The organism is Diaphorobacter sp. MNS-0 (assembly GCF_019602835.1).
Taxonomy (GTDB): domain Bacteria; phylum Pseudomonadota; class Gammaproteobacteria; order Burkholderiales; family Burkholderiaceae_C; genus Diaphorobacter; species Diaphorobacter nitroreducens.
The window spans coordinates 2877168-2895979 of sequence record NZ_CP080761.1 but is presented as its reverse complement, the minus strand read 5'-3'; the positions used below and the strand labels follow the sequence as shown (position 1 = coordinate 2895979).

The following is an 18812-nucleotide window of genomic DNA, read 5'->3' as shown; positions in this document are numbered from 1 at the left end:
ATTTTTCTGGTCGTGATCGAGCCGCCCAGGCGCGTGAAAATATGTAAAAAGCACCATAGCATCAATGTTTTGCACTGACAAGCTGAGGTGTCGCGCCACGTTTTATACGGTGCGGGAAGAGGCCGGGACGGCCTTATTCCTGTTGGTAATGGACAACGATCGGTAACGGGCCGTATCAATCTATGACCTCGAAAAAACGCCACCCGAAGGTGGCGTTGAATCTGCGTCAGGCGTCTAGCAGGATGCGCAGCATGCGGCGCAGCGGCTCGGCGGCGCCCCACAGCAACTGGTCGCCGATGGTGAACGCGCCCACATACTCCGGACCCATGGCCAGCTTGCGGATGCGGCCGACGGGAATGGTCATGGTGCCGGTGACGGCCACGGGAGTCAGGTCCTTCAGCGTCGCCTCACGCGTATTGGGAACCACCTTCACCCACTCGTTGTCGGCAGCGATCATGGCCTCGATGTCGGCTACGGGCACATCCTTCTTGAGCTTGAAGGTCAGTGCTTGGCTGTGGCAGCGCATGGCGCCTACGCGCACGCAGAAACCGTCCACCGGCACTGCGGCGGTGTTGAAGCCTTCCCCCTGGCCCAGGATCTTGTTGGTCTCGGCCATGCCCTTCCACTCTTCCTTGGACATGCCGTTGCCCAGGTCCTTGTCGATCCACGGGATGAGTGAGCCGCCCAGCGGCACGCCGAAATTGGCCGTCTCCGCGCCCGACAGGCTGCGCTGCTTGGCGATGACCTTGCGGTCGATTTCCAGAATGGCGCTCTTGGGATCGTCGAGCAGGGCCTTCACCTCGGCATTCAGCGTGCCGTACTGCGTCAGCAGTTCGCGCATGTGCTGCGCGCCGCCGCCGCTGGCCGCCTGGTAGGTCTGGGTGCTCATCCACTCGACGAGCCCGGCCTTGTACAGCGCACCCACGCCCATCAGCATGCAGGACACGGTGCAGTTGCCGCCAATCCAATCCTTGCCGCCGTTCGCCAGTGCGTTCTTGATGACGGGCATGTTCACCGGGTCGAGCACGATGACCGCGTTCTTTTCCATGCGCAGGGCAGAGGCGGCGTCGATCCAGTGGCCGTTCCAGCCGGCCGCGCGCAGCTTGGGGTACACCTCGTTGGTGTAGTCGCCGCCCTGTGCGGTGAGGATGATGTCGCAGCGCTTGAGCTGTTCGATGTCGAACGCGTCCTGCAGCGTGGTCTCGTTCTTGGCCTGGGCGGGCGCCTTGCCGCCTGCGTTCGAGGTGGAGAAGAACAGGGGCTCGATCAGATCGAAGTCCTTTTCCTGCGCCATGCGGTCCATCAGGACCGAGCCGACCATGCCGCGCCAGCCGACCAAACCTACCAACTTGCTCATTTCATCGCCCTTTCAAAGTAAAAAACAGTACGCACGCGACCGGTGGCTGCTTTCTTCCGCCCCCGGCTCGTCTAGGCCAGGGAGGGCGCACGACGATGCCGGAGCTGGATCAGCCCGTAATGGTCGTGGTTTTGGTGATTGCGCGCGCAGCCTTGCGTGCCTTGGCGGCAGAGGCGGTGTTCAGGGCGAACGGGCGGGCGGCAAACATAGCTGGGCATTGTAGCGGAACCCATGCAGGCCCATGGCTGGGCATGCCGCCATCGCCGCTGCGCTGCGGTCATCCCCGCTGGATGGACACCCCGCCATCCACCAGCATGGCTGTCCCGGTGACGAACGATGCCGCGTCGGACGCCAGGTACAACGCGGCCTGGGCAATCTCCCGGGGCTGCGCCAGGCGCTTGAGTGCATGCAGTTGGGCGACCTGGGCCAGCGCCTCGGGTGTTCCGTTCATGGTGCGCGCCATGGGGGTGAGGGTGCCGCCGGGCAGCAAGGCATTCACACGGATGGCCTTCGCTCCGAACTCCGTGGCCAGTGCCTGGGTCAGGCCGATCAGGCCGGCCTTGCTCGCGGCATACGCGGCCGTGCCCGCAAATGCGGCGGTATACCCCACGAAGGTGGAGGTGAGGATGATTGAACCACCTCCGCGCGCCAGCATTGCGGGAATCTGGTGCTTGGCGCCCAGGAAGGCACTGGTGAGGTTGGTCTCCAGGGTGTCGCGCCAATCGCTCGACTGCACGTCCGGCGTGGGTTGCAGCGGCCCCATGGTGCCCGCGTTGTTGAAGGCGATATCGAGGCCGCCAAAACGCTCCACGGCAGTGGCGACGAGCGCTTGTGCGTAGGCCTCGTCGCGCACGTCGCCGGCCACTGCCGCAGCCGACCCTCCCTGCTGGGTGATGGCAGCGACGAGTTGGTCCAGCTCCGCTTGGCGCCGTGCGCCCACGACGACGGCCGCGCCGGCCTCCGCGAAAAGCAGGGCCGCTGCGCGGCCGATGCCGGAACTGGCGCCGGTGACGATGGCGACGCGATGGGAGAGGGACGGTTGGGACATGGGACGCTCCTTCGGGTTGGGTGAAGGAAGAGTCTCCCGGCCCGTGGGCGATGCGTCTGGCCGGATCCGGACTTGCGATGCCGCGTGGCCGCTTGTGCTGCTTGCGCGCCACGAAAAAGCGGCCCCGAAGGGCCGCTGTCGCGTTGTGCGGGAGGCCGCCCGTCAGGCAGCGAGGGCCTTCACCACGGCATCGCCCATCTGCGCCGTGCCCACCTTGGTGGTGCCGTCGCTGTAGATGTCAGGCGTGCGCAGGCCTTGGGCCAGCACCTGCTGCACCGCGGCTTCGATGCGGCGCGCGGCTTCTTCCTGGTTCAGGCTGAAGCGCAGCATCATGGCAGCGCTGAGGATGGTAGCCAGGGGGTTGGCCACGCCCTTGCCGGCGATGTCGGGGGCGCTGCCGTGGCTGGGCTCGTACAGGCCTTGCTTCTTGTCGTTCAGGCTGGCCGAGGGCAGCATGCCGATGGAGCCGGTGAGCATGGAGGCTTCGTCGGAGAGGATGTCGCCGAACATGTTGCCGGTGACGATCACGTCGAACGCCTTGGGCGCTTTCACCAGCTGCATGGCCGCGTTGTCCACGTACATGTGCTGCAGCTCCACGTCGGGATAGTCCTTGTGCACCTCGGTCACGACGTCCTTCCAGAACTGGAAGGTTTCCAGCACGTTGGCCTTGTCCACGCTGGTGACCTTCTTGTTGCGCTTGCGCGCGGCCTCAAACGCGACGCGGGCGATGCGCTCGATCTCGGGCTTGCTGTAGCGCATGGTGTCGAATGCTTCCTCGGCGCCGGGGAAGTGGCCGTCAGCGGCGGTGCGACGCCCGCGCGGCTGGCCGAAGTAGATGTCGCCGGTCAGCTCGCGGATGATGAGGATGTCCAGGCCGGCCACCAGTTCAGGCTTGAGGCTGGACGCATGCGTGAGCTGCTCGTAGCAGATCGCGGGACGGAAGTTGGCGAACAGGCCCAGGTGCTTGCGCAGGCCCAGGATGGCCTGCTCGGGGCGCAGCGGGCGCGCCAACGTGTCGTACTTCCAGTCGCCCACGGCGCCGAACAGGATGGCGTCGGCACTCTGGGCGAGATTCAACGTGGACTCCGGCAGCGGGTGGCCCGCGGCCTCGTAAGCGGCGCCGCCCACGGGTGCCGTCTCCATCTCCAGCTTCAGGTCCAGGGCTTCGAGCACCTTGACGGCCTCGGCGACGATCTCGGGGCCAATGCCGTCACCCGGCAGAACTGCGATTTTCATGGTCATTCACTTCTGTTTTGATAGCTGTTGGCGCTTGATGGATAAGCGCCGGAGGCTGTTTTTGCTTGTAATCAATCGGTCAGGGCCGGTGGTGGGTCACGCGGCCATGGTGTGGCTCAGCCACGGCTTGCTGGCCAGGCGTGCGGCTTCGAACGCGCGGATCTTGTCGGCATGGCGCAGCGTCAGCCCGATGTCGTCAAACCCGTTGAGCAAGCAGTACTTGCGAAACGGCACCACGTCGAAGGGGATCTCCTCGCCCTGGGGACGCACCACCACCTGGCGCTCCAGGTCCACGGTGAGCTGGTAGCCGGGGAAGGCGGCCGCTTCGTTGAACAGCTGGTCCACCGTGGCTTCGGGCAGCACGATGGGCAGCAGGCCGTTCTTGAAGCAGTTGTTGAAGAAGATGTCGGCAAAGCTCGGCGCGATGATGGCGCGAAAACCGTATTGGTCCAGCGCCCAGGGCGCGTGCTCGCGGCTGGAGCCGCAGCCGAAGTTCTTGCGCGCCAGCAGGATGCTCGCGCCCTGGTAGCGCGGCTGGTTCAGCACGAAGTCGGGGTTGGGCTTGCGCTGGGATTCGGGCACGCCCGGCTCGCCCTTGTCGAGGTAGCGCCACTCGTCGAACAGGTTGGGGCCGAAGCCCGTCTTCTTGATCGACTTGAGGAACTGCTTGGGGATGATGGCGTCGGTATCGACGTTCTCGCGGTCCATGGGGGCGACGAGGCCCTTGTGGAGGGTGAATTTCTGCATGGTGGTGTGTCCGGAAAGAAGTGGCGTTGGGGCCCGCGGGCTTACTGGCCGTTGGTCCAAGTGCCGGCCTTGATCTGTGCGCTGGAGGTTTCGCAGGCCTTGCGCTTGTCCTGCAGCGCATCGGCGGTCAGGTTGTAGTAGTAGGCATCCACGGGCTGACCCATCAGCCCCTTGCAGGCGCCGCTGGCCGGGCGCGGGCACTGCGGCAGGTAGCTCACCTTGCCGGGCTTGCCGCCCAGTTGGGCGGACATCTGCGCCAGGCCGCCGCAGCTGCCCTTGATCTGGTCGTCGGGCACGCCGGCGGCGAATTCCATGCAGTCCTTGACCTGCGTGGTCTTGCCACTGAAGGTGATGCTGCCTTCGATGACGCAGGCGCGGTTGGCGGCCCACGACAGGGCGGGGCTGGCTAGCAGCAGCGTGGTGGCGAGGCAGGCGAGGGCTTTCTTCATGCGGAGCTCCTGGGATGGCGGTGTGGAGGGGCCTACTTGGCGGCGCGTTCGATGGCGCTGCCGGCGCGCTGCACGTCCTGGCCCATGCCCTTGACGGTGTTGCAGCCGGCCAGCACGAAGGCCAGCGCGAGCAGGGCGGCGAGAGACTTTTTCATGGTGGGAGGCTCCTTAAGCGAACTGGCGGATGTCCACGAAGTGGCCATGGATGGCGGCGGCCGCGGCCATGGCGGGGCTCACGAGGTGCGTGCGCCCGCCCGCGCCCTGGCGGCCTTCGAAGTTGCGGTTGGACGTGGAAGCGCAGCGCTCGCCGGGCTCCAGGCGGTCGGCATTCATGGCCAGGCACATGGAGCAACCGGGCTCGCGCCATTCAAAGCCCGCGGCCTTGAAAATCGCATCCAGCCCCTCGCGTTCGGCCTGTTCCTTCACCAGGCCCGAGCCAGGTACCACCATGGCCAGCTTGATGTTCTTGGCGACCTTCTGGCCGAGCTTCTTCACCACGGCGGCGGCTTCGCGCATGTCCTCGATGCGGCTGTTGGTGCACGAGCCGATGAACACCTTGTCCACGAAGATGTCATCCATCGGCTTGCCGGGCTGCAGACCCATGTAGGTCAGCGCACGTTCGATGGCGCCGCGCTTGGACGGGTCCTTCTCATTGTCCGGGTCGGGCACCACGGCGTCGATGCCCAGCACCATCTCGGGGCTGGTGCCCCAGGTGACCTGCGGCACGATCTCGGCGGCGTTCAACTCCACCACCGCGTCGAACTTCGCGTCGGCGTCCGAGTGCAGCGTCTTCCAGTACGCCACGGCCTGGTCCCACTCCACGCCCGTGGGTGCGAGCGGGCGGCCCTTCACGTAGTTGATCGTCTTGTCGTCCACCGCCACCAGGCCCGCGCGCGCGCCGGCTTCGATGGCCATGTTGCACACGGTCATGCGGCCTTCCATGCTCAGGTCGCGGATGGCTTCACCGGCAAATTCAATCGTGTAACCCGTGCCGCCGGCGGTGCCGATCCTGCCGATGATGGCCAGCACGATGTCCTTGGCCGTGATGCCAGGGGCGACCTTGCCATTCACTTGGACCAGCATGTTCTTGGCCTTCTTGGCCAGCAGGGTCTGCGTGGCCATCACGTGCTCGACCTCGCTGGTGCCGATGCCGTGGGCCAGCGCGCCGAACGCGCCGTGGGTGCTGGTGTGGCTGTCGCCGCAGACCACGGTCATGCCCGGGAGGGTGGCGCCGTTCTCGGGGCCGATCACGTGCACGATGCCCTGGCGCTTGGACAGGAAGGGGAAGAACGCCGCCGCACCGGACTCCTGGATGTTCTTGTCCAGCGTGACGATCTGCTCCTTGCTGATCGGGTCGGCAATGCCGTCGTAGCCGCGCTCCCAACCGGTGGTGGGGGTGTTGTGGTCGGCCGTGGCCACGATGGAGCTCACGCGCCAGACCTTGCGGCCCGCCTCGCGCAGACCCTCGAAGGCCTGCGGGCTGGTCACCTCATGCACCAGGTGGCGGTCGATGTAGAGCACGGCGGTGCCGTCCTCTTCCGTGTGGACGACGTGCTCGTCGAAGATCTTGTCGTACAGGGTGCGTCCCATGGCAGTCTCGTTTCTTGGGTTCAGTGGGGTGGTGAGAATTCTAGGTGGGGGTGTCGCCGTCCTCGGCGGGCGTCGCGGCAGGCGCGGGCGCCAGGTGTTCGACCAGCAGCCGTGCCGTGACGGGCAGGGCCTCGAAGTCGCGCGCCACCAGGCGCAGCGCGCGCCGGGCCCAGGGTTCGTCCAGCGGCACGGCGGCCAGTTGCCCCACGCCGCGCATCAGCGAAAACGCCCGGTCGGGCAGCAGGCCTACGCCCAGGCCGTTGTCGATCATGCGGCACATCGCGTCCAGGCTGGTGACCTGGATGCGCTGGCGCAGCGGGCGCGCGGCCTGCGCGGCGGCCTGGCGCATGGCCAGGCTGATGCTGCTGCCCGCGTGCAGCCCGACGATGTCCCAGTCCAGCACTTCTTCAAAGCGGATCGATGCGCGGGTCGACAGGGCGTGCGTCTGGGGCACGACCAGCACCAGCCGGTCGCTGCGGTAGGGGCGGCTTTGCAGGCCTTCGTGGGCGGCCGTGGCGGGCACGTTGCAGATCCCCAGATCCGCCGCGCCTTCGTGCACGGCCTGCAGCACGTCGGGCGAGAGGTGCTCCTGCAGATCGATCTTGATCTGGCTGTGTGCCTGGGCAAACGCGCCCAGGTCCTCGGGCAGGAACTGCACGATGGCCGAGATGTTGGCGTGCATGCGCACATGGCCGCGCACGCCGTCGGCGTACTCGGAAAGCTCACCCTGCATGCGCTCCAGCCCGAACAGCACGTTGCGCGCGTGGTGCAGCAGGCTTTCGCCAGCGGGGGTCAGCGTCACGCCGCGGCTGTGGCGGTACAGCAGGGCCGTGTCGACCGCAGCCTCCAGGTCGGACAGGCGCTTGCTCACCGCCGAGGCGGCGATGAACTCCCGCTCGGCCGCGCGGCCGATGCTGCCCAGTTCGCAGACGGCCACGAACAGTTGCAGCGAGGTGAGGTCAATGCGGCGCGCAAAGCTGCGCTCTGAGCTTTTCATCGGGGGGGTGGAGCGACTTCTCGTTTGACGAGGTGAGTCCTCTATTTTCCCGTGTATATTTGCCGGTTGTCATCGCGATACGCGATGGCTCACATGCCGCCGGATGGGGCATAGCGGCGGATTTGCTATGAAAAATATAGCTTTCAGCGCTCATCAGATAAGCGCTGGAGGCTGTTTTGGCTCTTGTTTTAGAGCGTCACGCTGTCGCCATGCTCGGGAACCTCCACGGGGCAGCCCAACGCGTGGTCGATGCGCTGGCGCAGCATGTCGGCCGCAGCCATCTCCCCGTGCACCACATACACCTGCCGGGGTGTGGAGGGCATGGAGCGCAGCCAGGCCACCAATTGGTCGCCATCGGCGTGGGCCGAGGCCGTGGCCAATTGCACCACCTCGGCGCGGATGGCCACGTCGCGCCCGTGGATGCGGATGGTTTTTTCGCCCGCGGCGATGCGGGCGCCGCGCGTGCCGCCCGCCTGGTGCCCGGTGAGGATGATCATGTTGCGATGGTCGCCCGCGTGCAGCGCCAAATGGTGCAGCACGCGCCCGCCGGTGGCCATGCCGCTGGCCGACAGGATCACGCGCGGCCCGTGCAGGCGGGCCAGCGCCTTGGATTCGTCCACGCTGTGCACCAGCGTCGTGCCGCGCGCCATGGCGTGCAGTTCGGATCGGTTGATCCGGGTCTCGCTCAGGTGGTTCTGGAACAGCTCCGTGGCGCTCACGGCCATGGGGCTGTCCAGGTACACGCGCAGTCCGGAAGGCACTTCGCCGCGGGCCTTCAGCTGGGCGATGGCGTACATCACCGTCTGCGCGCGCCCCACGGCGAATACCGGCACCACCGCCACGCCGCCGCGTGCAGCCAGGCGTGCCAGCGCGGGCCCCAGCTCGTCCAGCACCGTGCCGGGTGGGTGGCTGCGGTCGCCGTAGGTGGACTCGATGAGCACGGTGTCGGCCGCGGGCGGCGCGTCGGGCGCATGCATCAGCAGGTCGTCCGGGCGGCCCAGGTCGCCAGAGAACAGGATGCGCCGCCCTCCCACCTCCAGCAGCACGCTGGCCGCACCCAGGATGTGGCCTGCATTCTGGAAGGTGGCGCGCCAGCCGCGCATGGGCTCGAAGGTCTGGTGCGTGGGCTGCACTTGCAGCAGCGACAGGCAGTGCTGCGCGTCCAGGCGCGTGTACAGCGGCAGGGCGGGTTCGTGCTTGCTGAGCTTGTGCCGGTTGAGGAAAGCCGCGTCTTCTTCCTGCAGATGGCCGCTGTCGGGCAGCAGGATGGCGCATAGATCGCGCGTGCCGGCCGTGCAGAACACCGGCCCGCCAAAGCCGTCCTTGGCCAGCAGCGGCAGGTAGCCCGAGTGGTCCAGGTGGGCATGGGTGAGCAGCACGGCGTCAATGTCCTGCGGCGCCACCGGCAGCGGGTTCCAGTTGCGCAGGCGCAGCGGCTTGTAGCCCTGGAACAGGCCGCAGTCCACGAGCAGCGCCTGGCCGCCGTGGCGTACGAGGTATTTGGAGCCGGTGACGGTGCCGGCCCCGCCGAGGAAAGTGATGCTGACGGACATGGAATGGCTTTGTGAAGTGACGACCGTCAGCGTAGCAGGCGGCGCTACGCGGGTGTTTGATGCAAACGCACCCGCAACGCGGCGTAGCCGGCGTCCGGGGCAGTGGCCCGCGTAGGCGCATGGCCTGCGGGCAGTGCGATGGCGCTGGTGCGCGCCAGCAACTCCTCCATCAGCACCCGCAGTTCCAGCCGCGCCAGCGGCGCGCCGGGGCAGACGTGGATGCCTGCGCCATACAGCAGGTTGAGCGCGGGGTCGCGGTCCATGCGGAACTCATCCGGGTCGCCGAACACGCGCGGGTCACGGTTGGCGGCGATCCAGTGGATGGACAGGCGCTCGCCCATCGGCACGGGGCAGCCGCCCAGCGTCACGTCGCGGGTGGTGATGCGGCGGTTGGCCACGAGCGGGCCGTCGATGCGCAGCACCTCGTCGATGGCCGTGGGCAAGAGGCCGGGCTGCGCGCGCAGGCGTTGCTGCCAGTCGGGGTGGCTCGCCAGCCAGTGCAGCAGGATGCCGATGGAGGCCGCAATCGTGCCGACCTCGCCCACCGTCCAGTTGCGCAGCACGCTGGCAAGCTCGCGCAGGTCCAGCAGGCGGCCCTCCACACGGGTGTGCATCAGTTCGCTGGTGATGTCCTGCGTGGGCGGCGCCTCCAGGCGGGCCTGGCGCACGCGCCCGACCAGGTCTTCGAACTCCTGCGCAACGGCCGAGGTCTGCGTGCGGTCGCCCGAGCGGGTGGCGGCCTGGCTGCGGCGCAGCCAGCCGAGCAGCTCGTCTTGCAGCAGCGTGGGCCAGCCGAGGAACGCGGACTGCACGCGCACCGCGAAGGGCAGGGCGAACTCGTGGGTGATCTCCAGCTCGCCGCCCAGGGCCAGGGCCTCCTGCACCGTGGCGGCCGACAGCGCGCGACACACGGGCTCGAAGTGCGCCATGCGCTCGGGGGCGAAGAACGGGTCGAGCGCGCGGCGGTACTGCGTGTGCAGGGGCTGGTCGTAGCCATTGGGCACGGCCGGGTGGGCGGACACCGCACTGCTGAAGGTGGCATGGTCGCCGAGCACCTGCATGACCTCGGCGTGGCGCAGCACGGACCAGTGCTGCGCGTCGCTGTGCGCCAGCGGGCAGCGCTCGCGCAGCTGGTCGTAGGCGGCGCGCTGGTCGCGCAGGACTTCGGGGGCTTGCGGGTCCCAGCGGGGCGGTGTCGTGGTCATGGCAGTCTCCTTGGAAGGCTTCCTGCGGCTTCGCCCACCCGGCGAGGCGATCGCAGTCGGGTTCTACAGTCCCAGCGCGTCGGCCAGCGCGTTCATGCGCTGGCTCACGCCGACATCCATGGCCATGGGGCGGCCCCATTCGCGCTGGGTCTCCCCGGGCCATTTGTTGGTGGCGTCCAGTCCCATCTTGCTGCCCAGGCCTGCCACGGGCGAGGCGAAGTCCAGGTAGTCGATGGGCGTGTGCTCGATCAACAGGGTGTCGCGCGCCGGGTCCATGCGTGTGGTCAGGGCCCAGATGACTTCCTTCCAGTCGCGCGCGTCCACGTCCTCGTCCACCACCACGATGAACTTGGTGTACAGAAACTGGCGCAGGTGGCTCCACACGCCCATCATCACGCGCCGTGCATGGCCCGCATAGGCCTTGCGGATGCGCACTACCGCCATGCGATAGCTGCAGGCCTCGGGCGGCAGGTAGAAGTCGATGATCTCCGGGAAGGCGCGCTGCAGCAGCGGCACGAACAGTTCGTTGAGCGCCAGGCCCAGCATGGCCGGCTCGTCGGGCGGCTTGCCCGTGTAGGTGCTGTGGTACAGGGCGTCCTGGCGCTGCGTGATGCGCTCGACGGTGAACACGGGGAACTCGGCGCACTCGTTGTAGTAGCCAGTGTGGTCGCCGTAGGGGCCTTCCAGCGCGTGCTGCCAGCCGCTCTTGTCGTTGGCATCGGGATGGATGTGGCCTTCCAGCACGATCTCGGCGCTGGCCGGTATCGACAGCGGCACGCCTAAAGCGGGCGCCACCTCGGTGCGCGCGCCGCGCAGCAGGCCGGCGAACTGGTATTCCGACAGCGTGTCGGGCACAGGCGTGACGGCGCCCAGGATGGTGGCCGGGTCGGCCCCGATGGCCACGGCCACCGGGTAGGGCTGGCCGGGGTTGAGCCGGCAGTGGTCGGCAAAGTCCAGCGCACCGCCGCGGTGCGACAGCCAGCGCATGATGAGCTGGTTCTTGCCCAGCAGCTGCTGGCGGTATATCCCTAAGTTCTGCCGTGCCTTGCGCGGCCCGCGCGTGATGGTGAGACCCCAGGTGACCAATGGCGCCACGTCGCCAGGCCAGCAGTGCTGGATGGGCAGGCGGGTCAGGTCGACGTCGCTGCCCTCCCACACCACCTCCTGGCAGGGCGGGCGGCGCACGGTGGCCGGGGCCATGCTCCACAGCGTCTTGAGCAGGTCGCGCTTGCCCCACAGGTCCTTCATGCCGCGCGGCGGCTCGGGCTCCTTGAGCTGCGCCAGCACCTCGCCGAAGGCGCGGATCTCCGGCAGCCCCGCCACGCCCAATGCGCGGGCCACGCGCCCGGGCGTGCCGAACAGATTGGCGAGCACCGGCATGGTATGGCCCGCGGGGTGCTCGAACAGCAATGCGGGGCCGCCCGCGCGCAGTACGCGGTCGGCCAGCGCGGTCATTTCCAGGTGAGGGGATACGGGCTCGGCAATGCGGCGCAATTCGCCCGCGGCCTCCAGCTGGGCCATGAAGTCGCGCAGGTCGCGGTAATGCATGCTTTGAATGAAATCAGGCTCCAGCGCTTATCCAGCAAGCGCTAGCAGCTATTGTTTCAGGAGTCCAACGGCAGGCCCTGCCATTGCGGCGCCAGGGCATGCTCCAGCCCCAGCAGGTCCAGCACGCGGGCCACGCTGTGGTCCACGATCTCGCCCACGCTGGTGGGGCGCTGGTAGAACGCGGGCATGGGCGGGCACACGATGCCGCCCATCTCGGTCACCGTCGCCATGTTGCGCAGGTGCACCAGGTGCAGAGGGGATTCGCGCACCATCAGCACCAGGCGACGCCGCTCCTTGAGCACCACGTCGGCCGCGCGCGTGAGCAGGTTGTCCGCCAGGCCGTGGGCCACGGCCGCCAGCGTGCGCATGGAGCAGGGCGCCACCACCATGCCGTGCGCGGCGAACGAGCCGCTGGCAATGCTGGCGCCCACGTTGGCGAGGTCGTGCACCACGTCCGCCAGCGCCTCGACGCTGGCGCGGTCCATGTCCAGCTCGTGGCGCAGGTTGCGCCAGCCGGCGTCGGAGACGACCAGGTGCGATTCCACGTTGGGCATGTCCTGCAGCGCCTGCAGCAGGCGTGCGCCATACACGGCGCCGCTGGCACCCGAGATGCCCACGATCACGCGGCGGGGCGGCTGGCTCATGCGGCGGCCTTGGAGCGCAGGGGATGGTCGTGCAGGTCGGCCTGGATGCGCGCCAGCACCTGGGCGGCCTCGGCCGGGTCGAAGTCCTGGTGGTTGCGCTTCTTCACGCCGTACTCATGCAACTGGAAGTGGCGTGCCGGCGTAATGCCGTGGCGCGCCAGGCTGCTTTTCACGCACACCAGGGGGCAGCCGTCGAGCGCGATGATGGGACGGCCCGAGCGCGCCAGCTTGACCAGCTTGGGCACGTCGCCCCCCACGCCAGCGATGCACGACATCTCCGCCACGCCCTCACGGTCCAGCCGCACGGCGACATGGTTGGCCAGCTGCGCGGCGCTGGAGCAGCCGGAGCAGGAATAGACCAGCGGGTGGACATCGCAAGGGGCAGGTTCCGTCACGAACGACCTCCAAAGAAGGGCGGAAGAGGCGGCAATTGTTGCGCAAGCTGCGGGGCCCAGCGCGAGAGCACGGCGCGCGGCGCCCAGTGGCGCGGGTCGAGCACGGGCAGGTCGATGGCGTCCAGCGCGTTCTTGACCACCAGGCCCAGCTCGGTGTCGCCCTCCATCACCAGGCGGCGGTTGAAGAACAACGTGTCCGGGTCCTGGCGGCGTTGCGCCAGCAGCACGAAGTCCTGCGCATTGGCGCTGATCGCGAGGTCCGGGTTGCCCTGCGGCGCGCTGGGCGCAAAGCGTTGGCCGTTCCAAGTGAAGTCGAAGGCCACGCGCGCGTCGCGCACGCGGATGGACAGGCGCTTGTCCTTGAGCAGGTCCTTCACGTCCTGCGGCAGGTGGCGCGACAGGGCCAGGTTGATGGCCGTAACCAGCAGGACCGAGCCCGGATAGGCGGGCAGACGCGAGAGCACGGCGCCCACGGGGCGCGGCAGGGTGAACGGTGCGGGTGGGGTAGCGGTCATGGCTTGAAGGAGTAAGTGCGGTGGCTCAGGATGTCACGGCGGGCTGCACCAGATCCAGCCCGGGCTTGCCGTGCCAGTAACCGTTGCAGGGGGCCTCGGGCATCAGGGGGCGCATGCGGTCAAGGGCACCTGCATCGGGTTGGGGCGCCTTGCGGGCCGCGTCGAAGGCGGCAATGACCTCTGCCATGTGCTGCGATTGGGGGGACAGGCGCAGCAGTTCCACGCCCAGCGCGCGCAGCGCAGGTACGTCCTGGATGAGGTTGTGCACGCGCGCCGACTGGGTCTGGATGCCGTTGAGCACCAGGAAGCCCTCGCCTTCGCGGGTGGCCAGCAGCTGGCCGTCCGGGTGCTCGATGCAGCGAAAACCGCAGTCGTCCTTGGGCAGGTTGTGGTGGCGTGCCGTGAAGCAGCGCGCCGAGAACGCCAAGGGCATGCGGCCGTAGGCGAAGACTTCGGTCTCCAGCCCCGCGGGCTTGTGCTGCTGCAGCACGGCCAGGTCGGCCTGGCGCATCTCCAATGGCATGACCCAGCGGCTGGCGCCCAGGCCGACCATCCAGTTCAGCGAATCGGCATTGAACAGGTTGAGCTGGGGGCCGGCGACGAAGGCGCGCTTGCCTGCGAGCTGGTGCACGGCGCCCATGTCGTTCGCCTCGATGAGGAATTCCTCGTCCTGGGCGATCTTGTGCATGGCGGATACGTCGGAGGTGGACTCCAGCAGCACCATGGTGGAGAGCACCGCCTGCTTGCCGGCGTCGCGCAGCATGCGTGCGATGTCGATCCAGTCGCTCTGGCGCAGCTCGCGGCGGCGCGAGCACACGGCTTCGCCAAGGTAGACGACGTCCACCGGCGTCTCGGCCATGGCCTGGTAAAAATCAAAAACGGTATCGCGCGGCCAGTAGTACTGCAGCGGGCCCAGGGCTAGTTTCATCTTGATGCTCTCAGTTCTTCAGGGGGCCAAGCGCAGTCCCCGCCGCATAAATCGGCGTGACCCAGGCCCAGGCTGCCGGGCAACGGCACAGGGGGGTGTTCTTCGCACTTCATTTCCAGGGGCGGTGGTAGGCGCCCAGCGTGTGCTGCTGGCCCTCGGCCACCTGGTCCAGGCTGGCCATCCAGGCGGTCTTGGGGCTGTACAGGTGGCCTTGCGCCATGCAGTGGTCGATGGCCTCGCGCCAGACCTTGGTCACCTGGGCCACGTACGCGGGGCTGCGCTGACGGCCCTCGATCTTGAAGGCACGCACGCCCATCTTCACAAGCTTGGGCAGCAGTTCCAGCGTGTTGAGGCTGGTGGGTTCCTCCAGCGCGTAGTAGTTGCTCTCGTCGCCCACGTCGAAGCGGCCCTTGCACAGCGTGGGGTAGCCGGCGTTCTCGCCGTTGCCGTAGCGGTCGATGAGCACGCCATTCAGGCGCGACTCCAGGCCCTTGGGCGTCTCCTGCCAGCGCACGAACTTCGCGGGTGAGCACACGCCGTGCGTGTTGGGCGACTCACCCGTGGCATAAGACGACAGCGCGCAGCGCCCTTCGACCATCACGCACAGGCTGCCGAAGGCGAACACCTCGATCTCCACCGGCGTGCGGTCGATCACCTGGCGCACCTGCTCCAGCGAGAGCACGCGCGGCAGCACGGCGCGCTGGATGCCGAACTGCTGGTGGTAGAAGTTGATGGCGTCGTGGTTGGTGGCCGAGCCCTGCACCGACAGGTGCAGCCGCAGCTGCGGATGGTGGCGCATGGCGTATTGCATAAGGCCGGGATCGGCCATGATCACGGCGTCGATCCCCCAGGCGGCCGCGCGGTCCAGGGCGGCGCGCCAGGGGGCGGGGTTGGCGGCCTGCGGGTAGGTGTTGAGTGCCAGCAGCACCTTGCGCCCGCGCGCATGGGCGTAGGCAATGCCGTTCTGGATGGCCGCCTCGTCAAAGTTCAGACCCGCGAAATTGCGTGCATTCGTCGCGTCGCGCAGTCCGAGGTAGACACAGTCGGCTCCGCCGTCAACGGCCGCCTTGAGTGCAGGCAGGCTGCCGGCGGGGCAGACCAGTTCGGGTGCGGAAGGGATGTCGGGGGAAGTCGGTTGGCGGGCTGGGTCGGTCACGGGGGCGCTCTTTCGGCTGGCTTGTGCGCGGATCGTCTGATCCTGCGCAGGCTGCGTACCTTAGGTCGCGGTGAATACCCATAACCTGATTTTTGTCAACGATGGGCCGGTCGTTCCTGAATAAACAGATCGGGATTGACCAAAGCCCAGGCAAAAAAAGGCCCGCTGTCCGCGGGCCTTGTCCAGGGGGTCAGCTGAAGAAGCTCTTGAGCCGGTCGGTCCAGCTCTCGGTGGACGGCGAATGCTTGGCACCGCCCTTCTTGAGCGACTCGTCCAGTTCCTTGAGCAGCTTGCGCTGGTGCTCGGTGAGCTTGACCGGGGTTTCCACGATGATGTGGCAGTACAGATCGCCGGGGTAGCTGGAGCGCACCCCCTTGATGCCCTTGCCCCTCAGGCGAAACTGTTTGCCGGCCTGTGTGCCTTCGGGGATATCGATGGCCGCCTTGCCCTGCAGCGTGGGCACCTCGATCTCTCCACCCAGCGCCGCGGTGATGAAGCTCACCGGAACCTGGCAGTGCAGATCGTCGCCGTCGCGCTCGAAGATGTCGTGCTTCTTGATGCGGATCTCGATGTACAGGTCGCCCGGCGGCCCGCCATTGGTGCCCGGTTCCCCGTTGCCGGTGGAGCGGATGCGCATGCCGTCGTCGATGCCGGCGGGGATCTTCACCTCCAGCGTCTTTTGTTTCTTGACCCGGCCCTGGCCGTGGCAGGCCGTGCAGGGCTCGGGAATGATCTTGCCCGTGCCGCGGCAGTGGGGGCAGGTCTGCTGCACGCTGAAGAAACCCTGGCGCATCTGCACCGTGCCAGAGCCCTGGCAGGTGCCGCAGGTCTTGGCGCTGGTGCCGGGTTTGGCGCCGCTGCCGTGGCAGGTCTCGCAGCTTTCCCAACTGGGAATGCGGATCTGCGCTTCCTTGCCCTTGGCGGCTTCCTCCAGCGTGATTTCCATCGCGTAGGAGAGGTCGTTGCCGCGGTACACCTGCCGGCCGCCGCGCCCGCGCGCGCCGCCGAACATGTCGCCGAAGATGTCTCCGAAGGCTTCGGCAAAGCCACCAAAGCCCTCGGCGCCACCCATGCCGCCACGCATGTTGGGGTCTACGCCCGCGTGGCCGTACTGGTCGTAGGCGGCGCGTTTCTGTGCGTCGGACAGGATCTCGTAGGCTTCCTTGGCCTCCTTGAACTTCTCTTCGGCAGGCTTGGCAGCATCACCCTGGTTGCGGTCAGGGTGGTACTTCATCGCGAGCTTGCGATAGGCTTTCTTGATCTCATCGTCCGAGGCGTTCTTGGGAACGCCAAGGACCTCGTAAAAATCTCTCTTGGACATGGGCAATCTTCAGGCCGGTTGGGAGCACGAACGCCGCGCGAACCCCGGCTGGCGGGGCCCGACGCGGCGGCTAGGCACGGGATGCGCTGGCGCGATCAGCCCTTCTTGACTTCCTTGACCTCGGCATCCACCACGTTGTCGTCCTGCGCGGCGGCGCCGGCGGAGCCACTGGCGGCAGCTTGCGCACCCGCAGCCTCGGCCCCTTGAGCGGCCTGCGCATCGCCGTACATCTTCTCGCCGAGCTTCTGGCTGGCAGCCATCAGTGCGGTGGTCTTCTCGTCGATGGCGGCCTTGTCCTCGGTCTTGAGGGCAGCTTCCAGGTCCTTGACGGCGGCCTCGATCTTTTCCTTCTCACCGGCGTCCAGCTTGTCGCCGTGCTCGGACAGGCTCTTGGTCACGGTGTGCACGGCGGCCTCACCCTGGTTGCGGGCCTGCACCAGCTCCAGCTTCTTCTTGTCGTCGGCGGCGTTGAGCTCGGCGTCCTTCACCATCTTCTGGATCTCGTCCTCGGACAGGCCGGAGTTGGCCTTGATGGTGATCTTGTTCTCCTTGCCCGTGCCCTTGTCCTTGGCGCCCACGTGCAGGATGCCGTTGGCGTCGATGTCAAAGGTCACTTCGATCTGGGGCGTGCCGCGCGACGCCGGGGGAATGCCTTCCAGGTTGAACTCGCCCAGCAGCTTGTTGGCGCTGGCAATCTCGCGCTCGCCCTGGAACACCTTGATCGTCACGGCGGGCTGGTTGTCCTCGGCCGTCGAGAAGGTCTGCGCGAACTTCGTCGGGATCGTGGTGTTCTTCGTGATCATCTTGGTCATCACGCCGCCCAGGGTCTCGATGCCCAGCGACAGCGGCGTCACGTCCAGCAGCAGCACGTCCTTGCGGTCGCCCGACAGCACCTGGCCCTGGATGGCTGCGCCCACGGCCACGGCTTCGTCGGGGTTCACGTCCTTGCGGGGTTCCTTGCCGAAGAATTCCTTGACCTTTTCCTGCACCTTGGGCATGCGGGTCATGCCGCCGACCAGGATCACGTCGTCGATGTCGGACACGGAGATGCCGGCGTCCTTGATGGCCGTGCGGCAGGGCGCGATGGTGCGCTCAATCAGGTCTTCTACCAGCGATTCCAGCTTGGCGCGGGTCAGCTTGATGTTCAGGTGCTTGGGACCCGAGGCATCGGCCGTGATGTAGGGCAGGTTGATGTCGGTCTGCGAGGAGTTCGACAGCTCGATCTTGGCCTTCTCGGCGGCTTCCTTCAGGCGCTGCAAGGCCAGCACGTCCTTGGACAGGTCCACGCCCTGTTCCTTTTTGAACTCGCCGATGATGTAGTCGATGATGCGCTGGTCGAAGTCCTCGCCGCCCAGGAAAGTGTCGCCGTTGGTGGACAGCACTTCGAACTGCTTTTCGCCATCGACGTCGGCGATCTCGATGATGGACACGTCGAACGTGCCACCACCCAGGTCATACACGGCGATCTTGCGGTCGCCCTTGTCCTGCTTGTCCAGGCCGAAAGCCAGCGCGGCGGCGGTAGGCTCATTGATGATGCGCTTCACATCCAGGCCCGCGATACGGCCGGCGTCCTTGGTGGCCTGGCGCTGAGCGTCGTTGAAGTATGCGGGAACCGTGATCACGGCCTCGGTCACCGGCTCGCCCAGGAAGTCCTCGGCGGTCTTCTTCATCTTGCGCAGCACTTCCGCGGAGATCTGCGGGGGGGCCAGCTTCTGGCCGCGCACTTCCACCCAGGCATCGCCGTTGTCGGCGCGGGTGATGGTGAAGGGCATCAGGTCGATGTCCTTCTGCACTTCCTTTTCCTCGAACTTGCGGCCGATCAGGCGCTTGGCGGCGTAGATCGTGTTCTTGGGGTTGGTCACGGCCTGGCGCTTGGCCGAGGCGCCGACCAGAATCTCGCCGTCTTCCTGGTACGCGACGATGGACGGCGTGGTGCGCGCGCCTTCGCTGTTCTCGATCACGCGCGTGTTGTTGCCTTCCATGATGGCCACGCAGCTGTTGGTGGTGCCCAGGTCAATACCGATGATTTTTCCCATGTTTTTCTCCGTGATGTCTGAAATGGCTGGATAGCCAGTAACTTGTGGATAACTTGCCCGTCTTCAAGCGGCGGTGCTGAGATTTAT

The 18812-nt window shown here is 67.0% G+C and carries 18 protein-coding genes; all 18 read right to left on the bottom strand.

The window, feature by feature from the left end; all coding sequences use genetic code 11:
• Positions 1–226: 226 nt before the first annotated feature.
• The 18 genes from asd to dnaK all read right to left on the bottom strand — a co-directional run bounded on the left by asd (position 227) and on the right by dnaK (position 18725).
• Positions 227–1357 (bottom strand): aspartate-semialdehyde dehydrogenase, encoded by a 1131-nt coding sequence (gene asd, locus K2L43_RS13840; RefSeq protein WP_011806356.1) that lies wholly within the window; start codon positions 1355–1357, stop codon positions 227–229.
• Between the two features lie 277 nt (positions 1358–1634).
• A complete protein-coding gene (locus K2L43_RS13835) occupies positions 1635–2405 on the bottom strand; it encodes an SDR family oxidoreductase (RefSeq protein ID WP_047350752.1) in 771 nt (256 codons plus the stop codon).
• A 162-nt stretch (positions 2406–2567) separates the two neighbouring features.
• Entirely contained in the window at positions 2568–3641 is a 1074-nt protein-coding gene (leuB, locus tag K2L43_RS13830; RefSeq protein ID WP_172207923.1) for a 3-isopropylmalate dehydrogenase, read from the bottom strand.
• Between the two features lie 96 nt (positions 3642–3737).
• The gene (gene leuD, locus K2L43_RS13825) at positions 3738–4388 is read right to left on the bottom strand and encodes a 3-isopropylmalate dehydratase small subunit (RefSeq protein ID WP_011806353.1); all 651 of its coding nucleotides are present in this window, start codon (positions 4386–4388) and stop codon (positions 3738–3740) included.
• A gap of 41 nt (positions 4389–4429) precedes the next feature.
• Complete coding sequence (locus tag K2L43_RS13820) at positions 4430–4837, bottom strand: hypothetical protein (protein WP_011806352.1); 408 nt, start codon at positions 4835–4837, stop codon at positions 4430–4432.
• Positions 4838–4869: 32 nt separating this feature from the next.
• On the bottom strand, positions 4870–4992 hold the full coding sequence (locus K2L43_RS13815) for an entericidin A/B family lipoprotein (protein WP_172207920.1): 123 nt from the start codon (positions 4990–4992) through the stop codon (positions 4870–4872).
• Between the two features lie 13 nt (positions 4993–5005).
• Entirely contained in the window at positions 5006–6427 is a 1422-nt protein-coding gene (gene leuC / locus K2L43_RS13810) for a 3-isopropylmalate dehydratase large subunit (protein ID WP_103737457.1), read from the bottom strand.
• Positions 6428–6467: 40 nt separating this feature from the next.
• Positions 6468–7424, bottom strand: a complete 957-nt coding sequence (locus tag K2L43_RS13805; protein ID WP_047350751.1) for a LysR family transcriptional regulator — start codon at positions 7422–7424, stop codon at positions 6468–6470.
• A gap of 188 nt (positions 7425–7612) precedes the next feature.
• On the bottom strand, positions 7613–8977 hold the full coding sequence (locus K2L43_RS13800) for an MBL fold metallo-hydrolase (protein ID WP_015913937.1): 1365 nt from the start codon (positions 8975–8977) through the stop codon (positions 7613–7615).
• A gap of 44 nt (positions 8978–9021) precedes the next feature.
• Positions 9022–10182 (bottom strand): cytochrome P450, encoded by a 1161-nt coding sequence (locus tag K2L43_RS13795; RefSeq protein WP_011806347.1) that lies wholly within the window; start codon positions 10180–10182, stop codon positions 9022–9024.
• A gap of 63 nt (positions 10183–10245) precedes the next feature.
• Entirely contained in the window at positions 10246–11730 is a 1485-nt protein-coding gene (gene ubiD, locus K2L43_RS13790) for a 4-hydroxy-3-polyprenylbenzoate decarboxylase (RefSeq protein WP_220637786.1), read from the bottom strand.
• A gap of 56 nt (positions 11731–11786) precedes the next feature.
• Positions 11787–12374 (bottom strand): UbiX family flavin prenyltransferase, encoded by a 588-nt coding sequence (locus K2L43_RS13785; RefSeq protein ID WP_011806345.1) that lies wholly within the window; start codon positions 12372–12374, stop codon positions 11787–11789.
• Positions 12371–12769, bottom strand: coding sequence for a putative zinc-binding protein (locus K2L43_RS13780; RefSeq protein ID WP_015913934.1), 399 nt, complete (start codon positions 12767–12769; stop codon positions 12371–12373). Before K2L43_RS13780 ends, K2L43_RS13785 begins: the two co-directional genes overlap by 4 nt.
• The gene (locus K2L43_RS13775) at positions 12766–13284 is read right to left on the bottom strand and encodes an SCP2 domain-containing protein (RefSeq protein WP_220637785.1); all 519 of its coding nucleotides are present in this window, start codon (positions 13282–13284) and stop codon (positions 12766–12768) included. Before K2L43_RS13775 ends, K2L43_RS13780 begins: the two co-directional genes overlap by 4 nt.
• 25 nt (positions 13285–13309) lie before the next feature.
• Positions 13310–14212 carry a U32 family peptidase gene (locus tag K2L43_RS13770; protein WP_011806342.1) on the bottom strand — a complete coding sequence of 301 codons (903 nt, stop codon included), beginning with the start codon at positions 14210–14212 and terminating at the stop codon, positions 13310–13312.
• Positions 14213–14321: 109 nt separating this feature from the next.
• Positions 14322–15368: a peptidase U32 family protein gene (locus K2L43_RS13765; RefSeq protein ID WP_011806341.1), complete on the bottom strand. Its 1047-nt coding sequence runs from the start codon at positions 15366–15368 to the stop codon at positions 14322–14324.
• A gap of 190 nt (positions 15369–15558) precedes the next feature.
• A complete protein-coding gene (gene dnaJ / locus K2L43_RS13760) occupies positions 15559–16689 on the bottom strand; it encodes a molecular chaperone DnaJ (RefSeq protein WP_011806340.1) in 1131 nt (376 codons plus the stop codon).
• A gap of 95 nt (positions 16690–16784) precedes the next feature.
• Positions 16785–18725, bottom strand: coding sequence for a molecular chaperone DnaK (dnaK, locus tag K2L43_RS13755; RefSeq protein ID WP_220637784.1), 1941 nt, complete (start codon positions 18723–18725; stop codon positions 16785–16787).
• Positions 18726–18812: the final 87 nt, after the last annotated feature.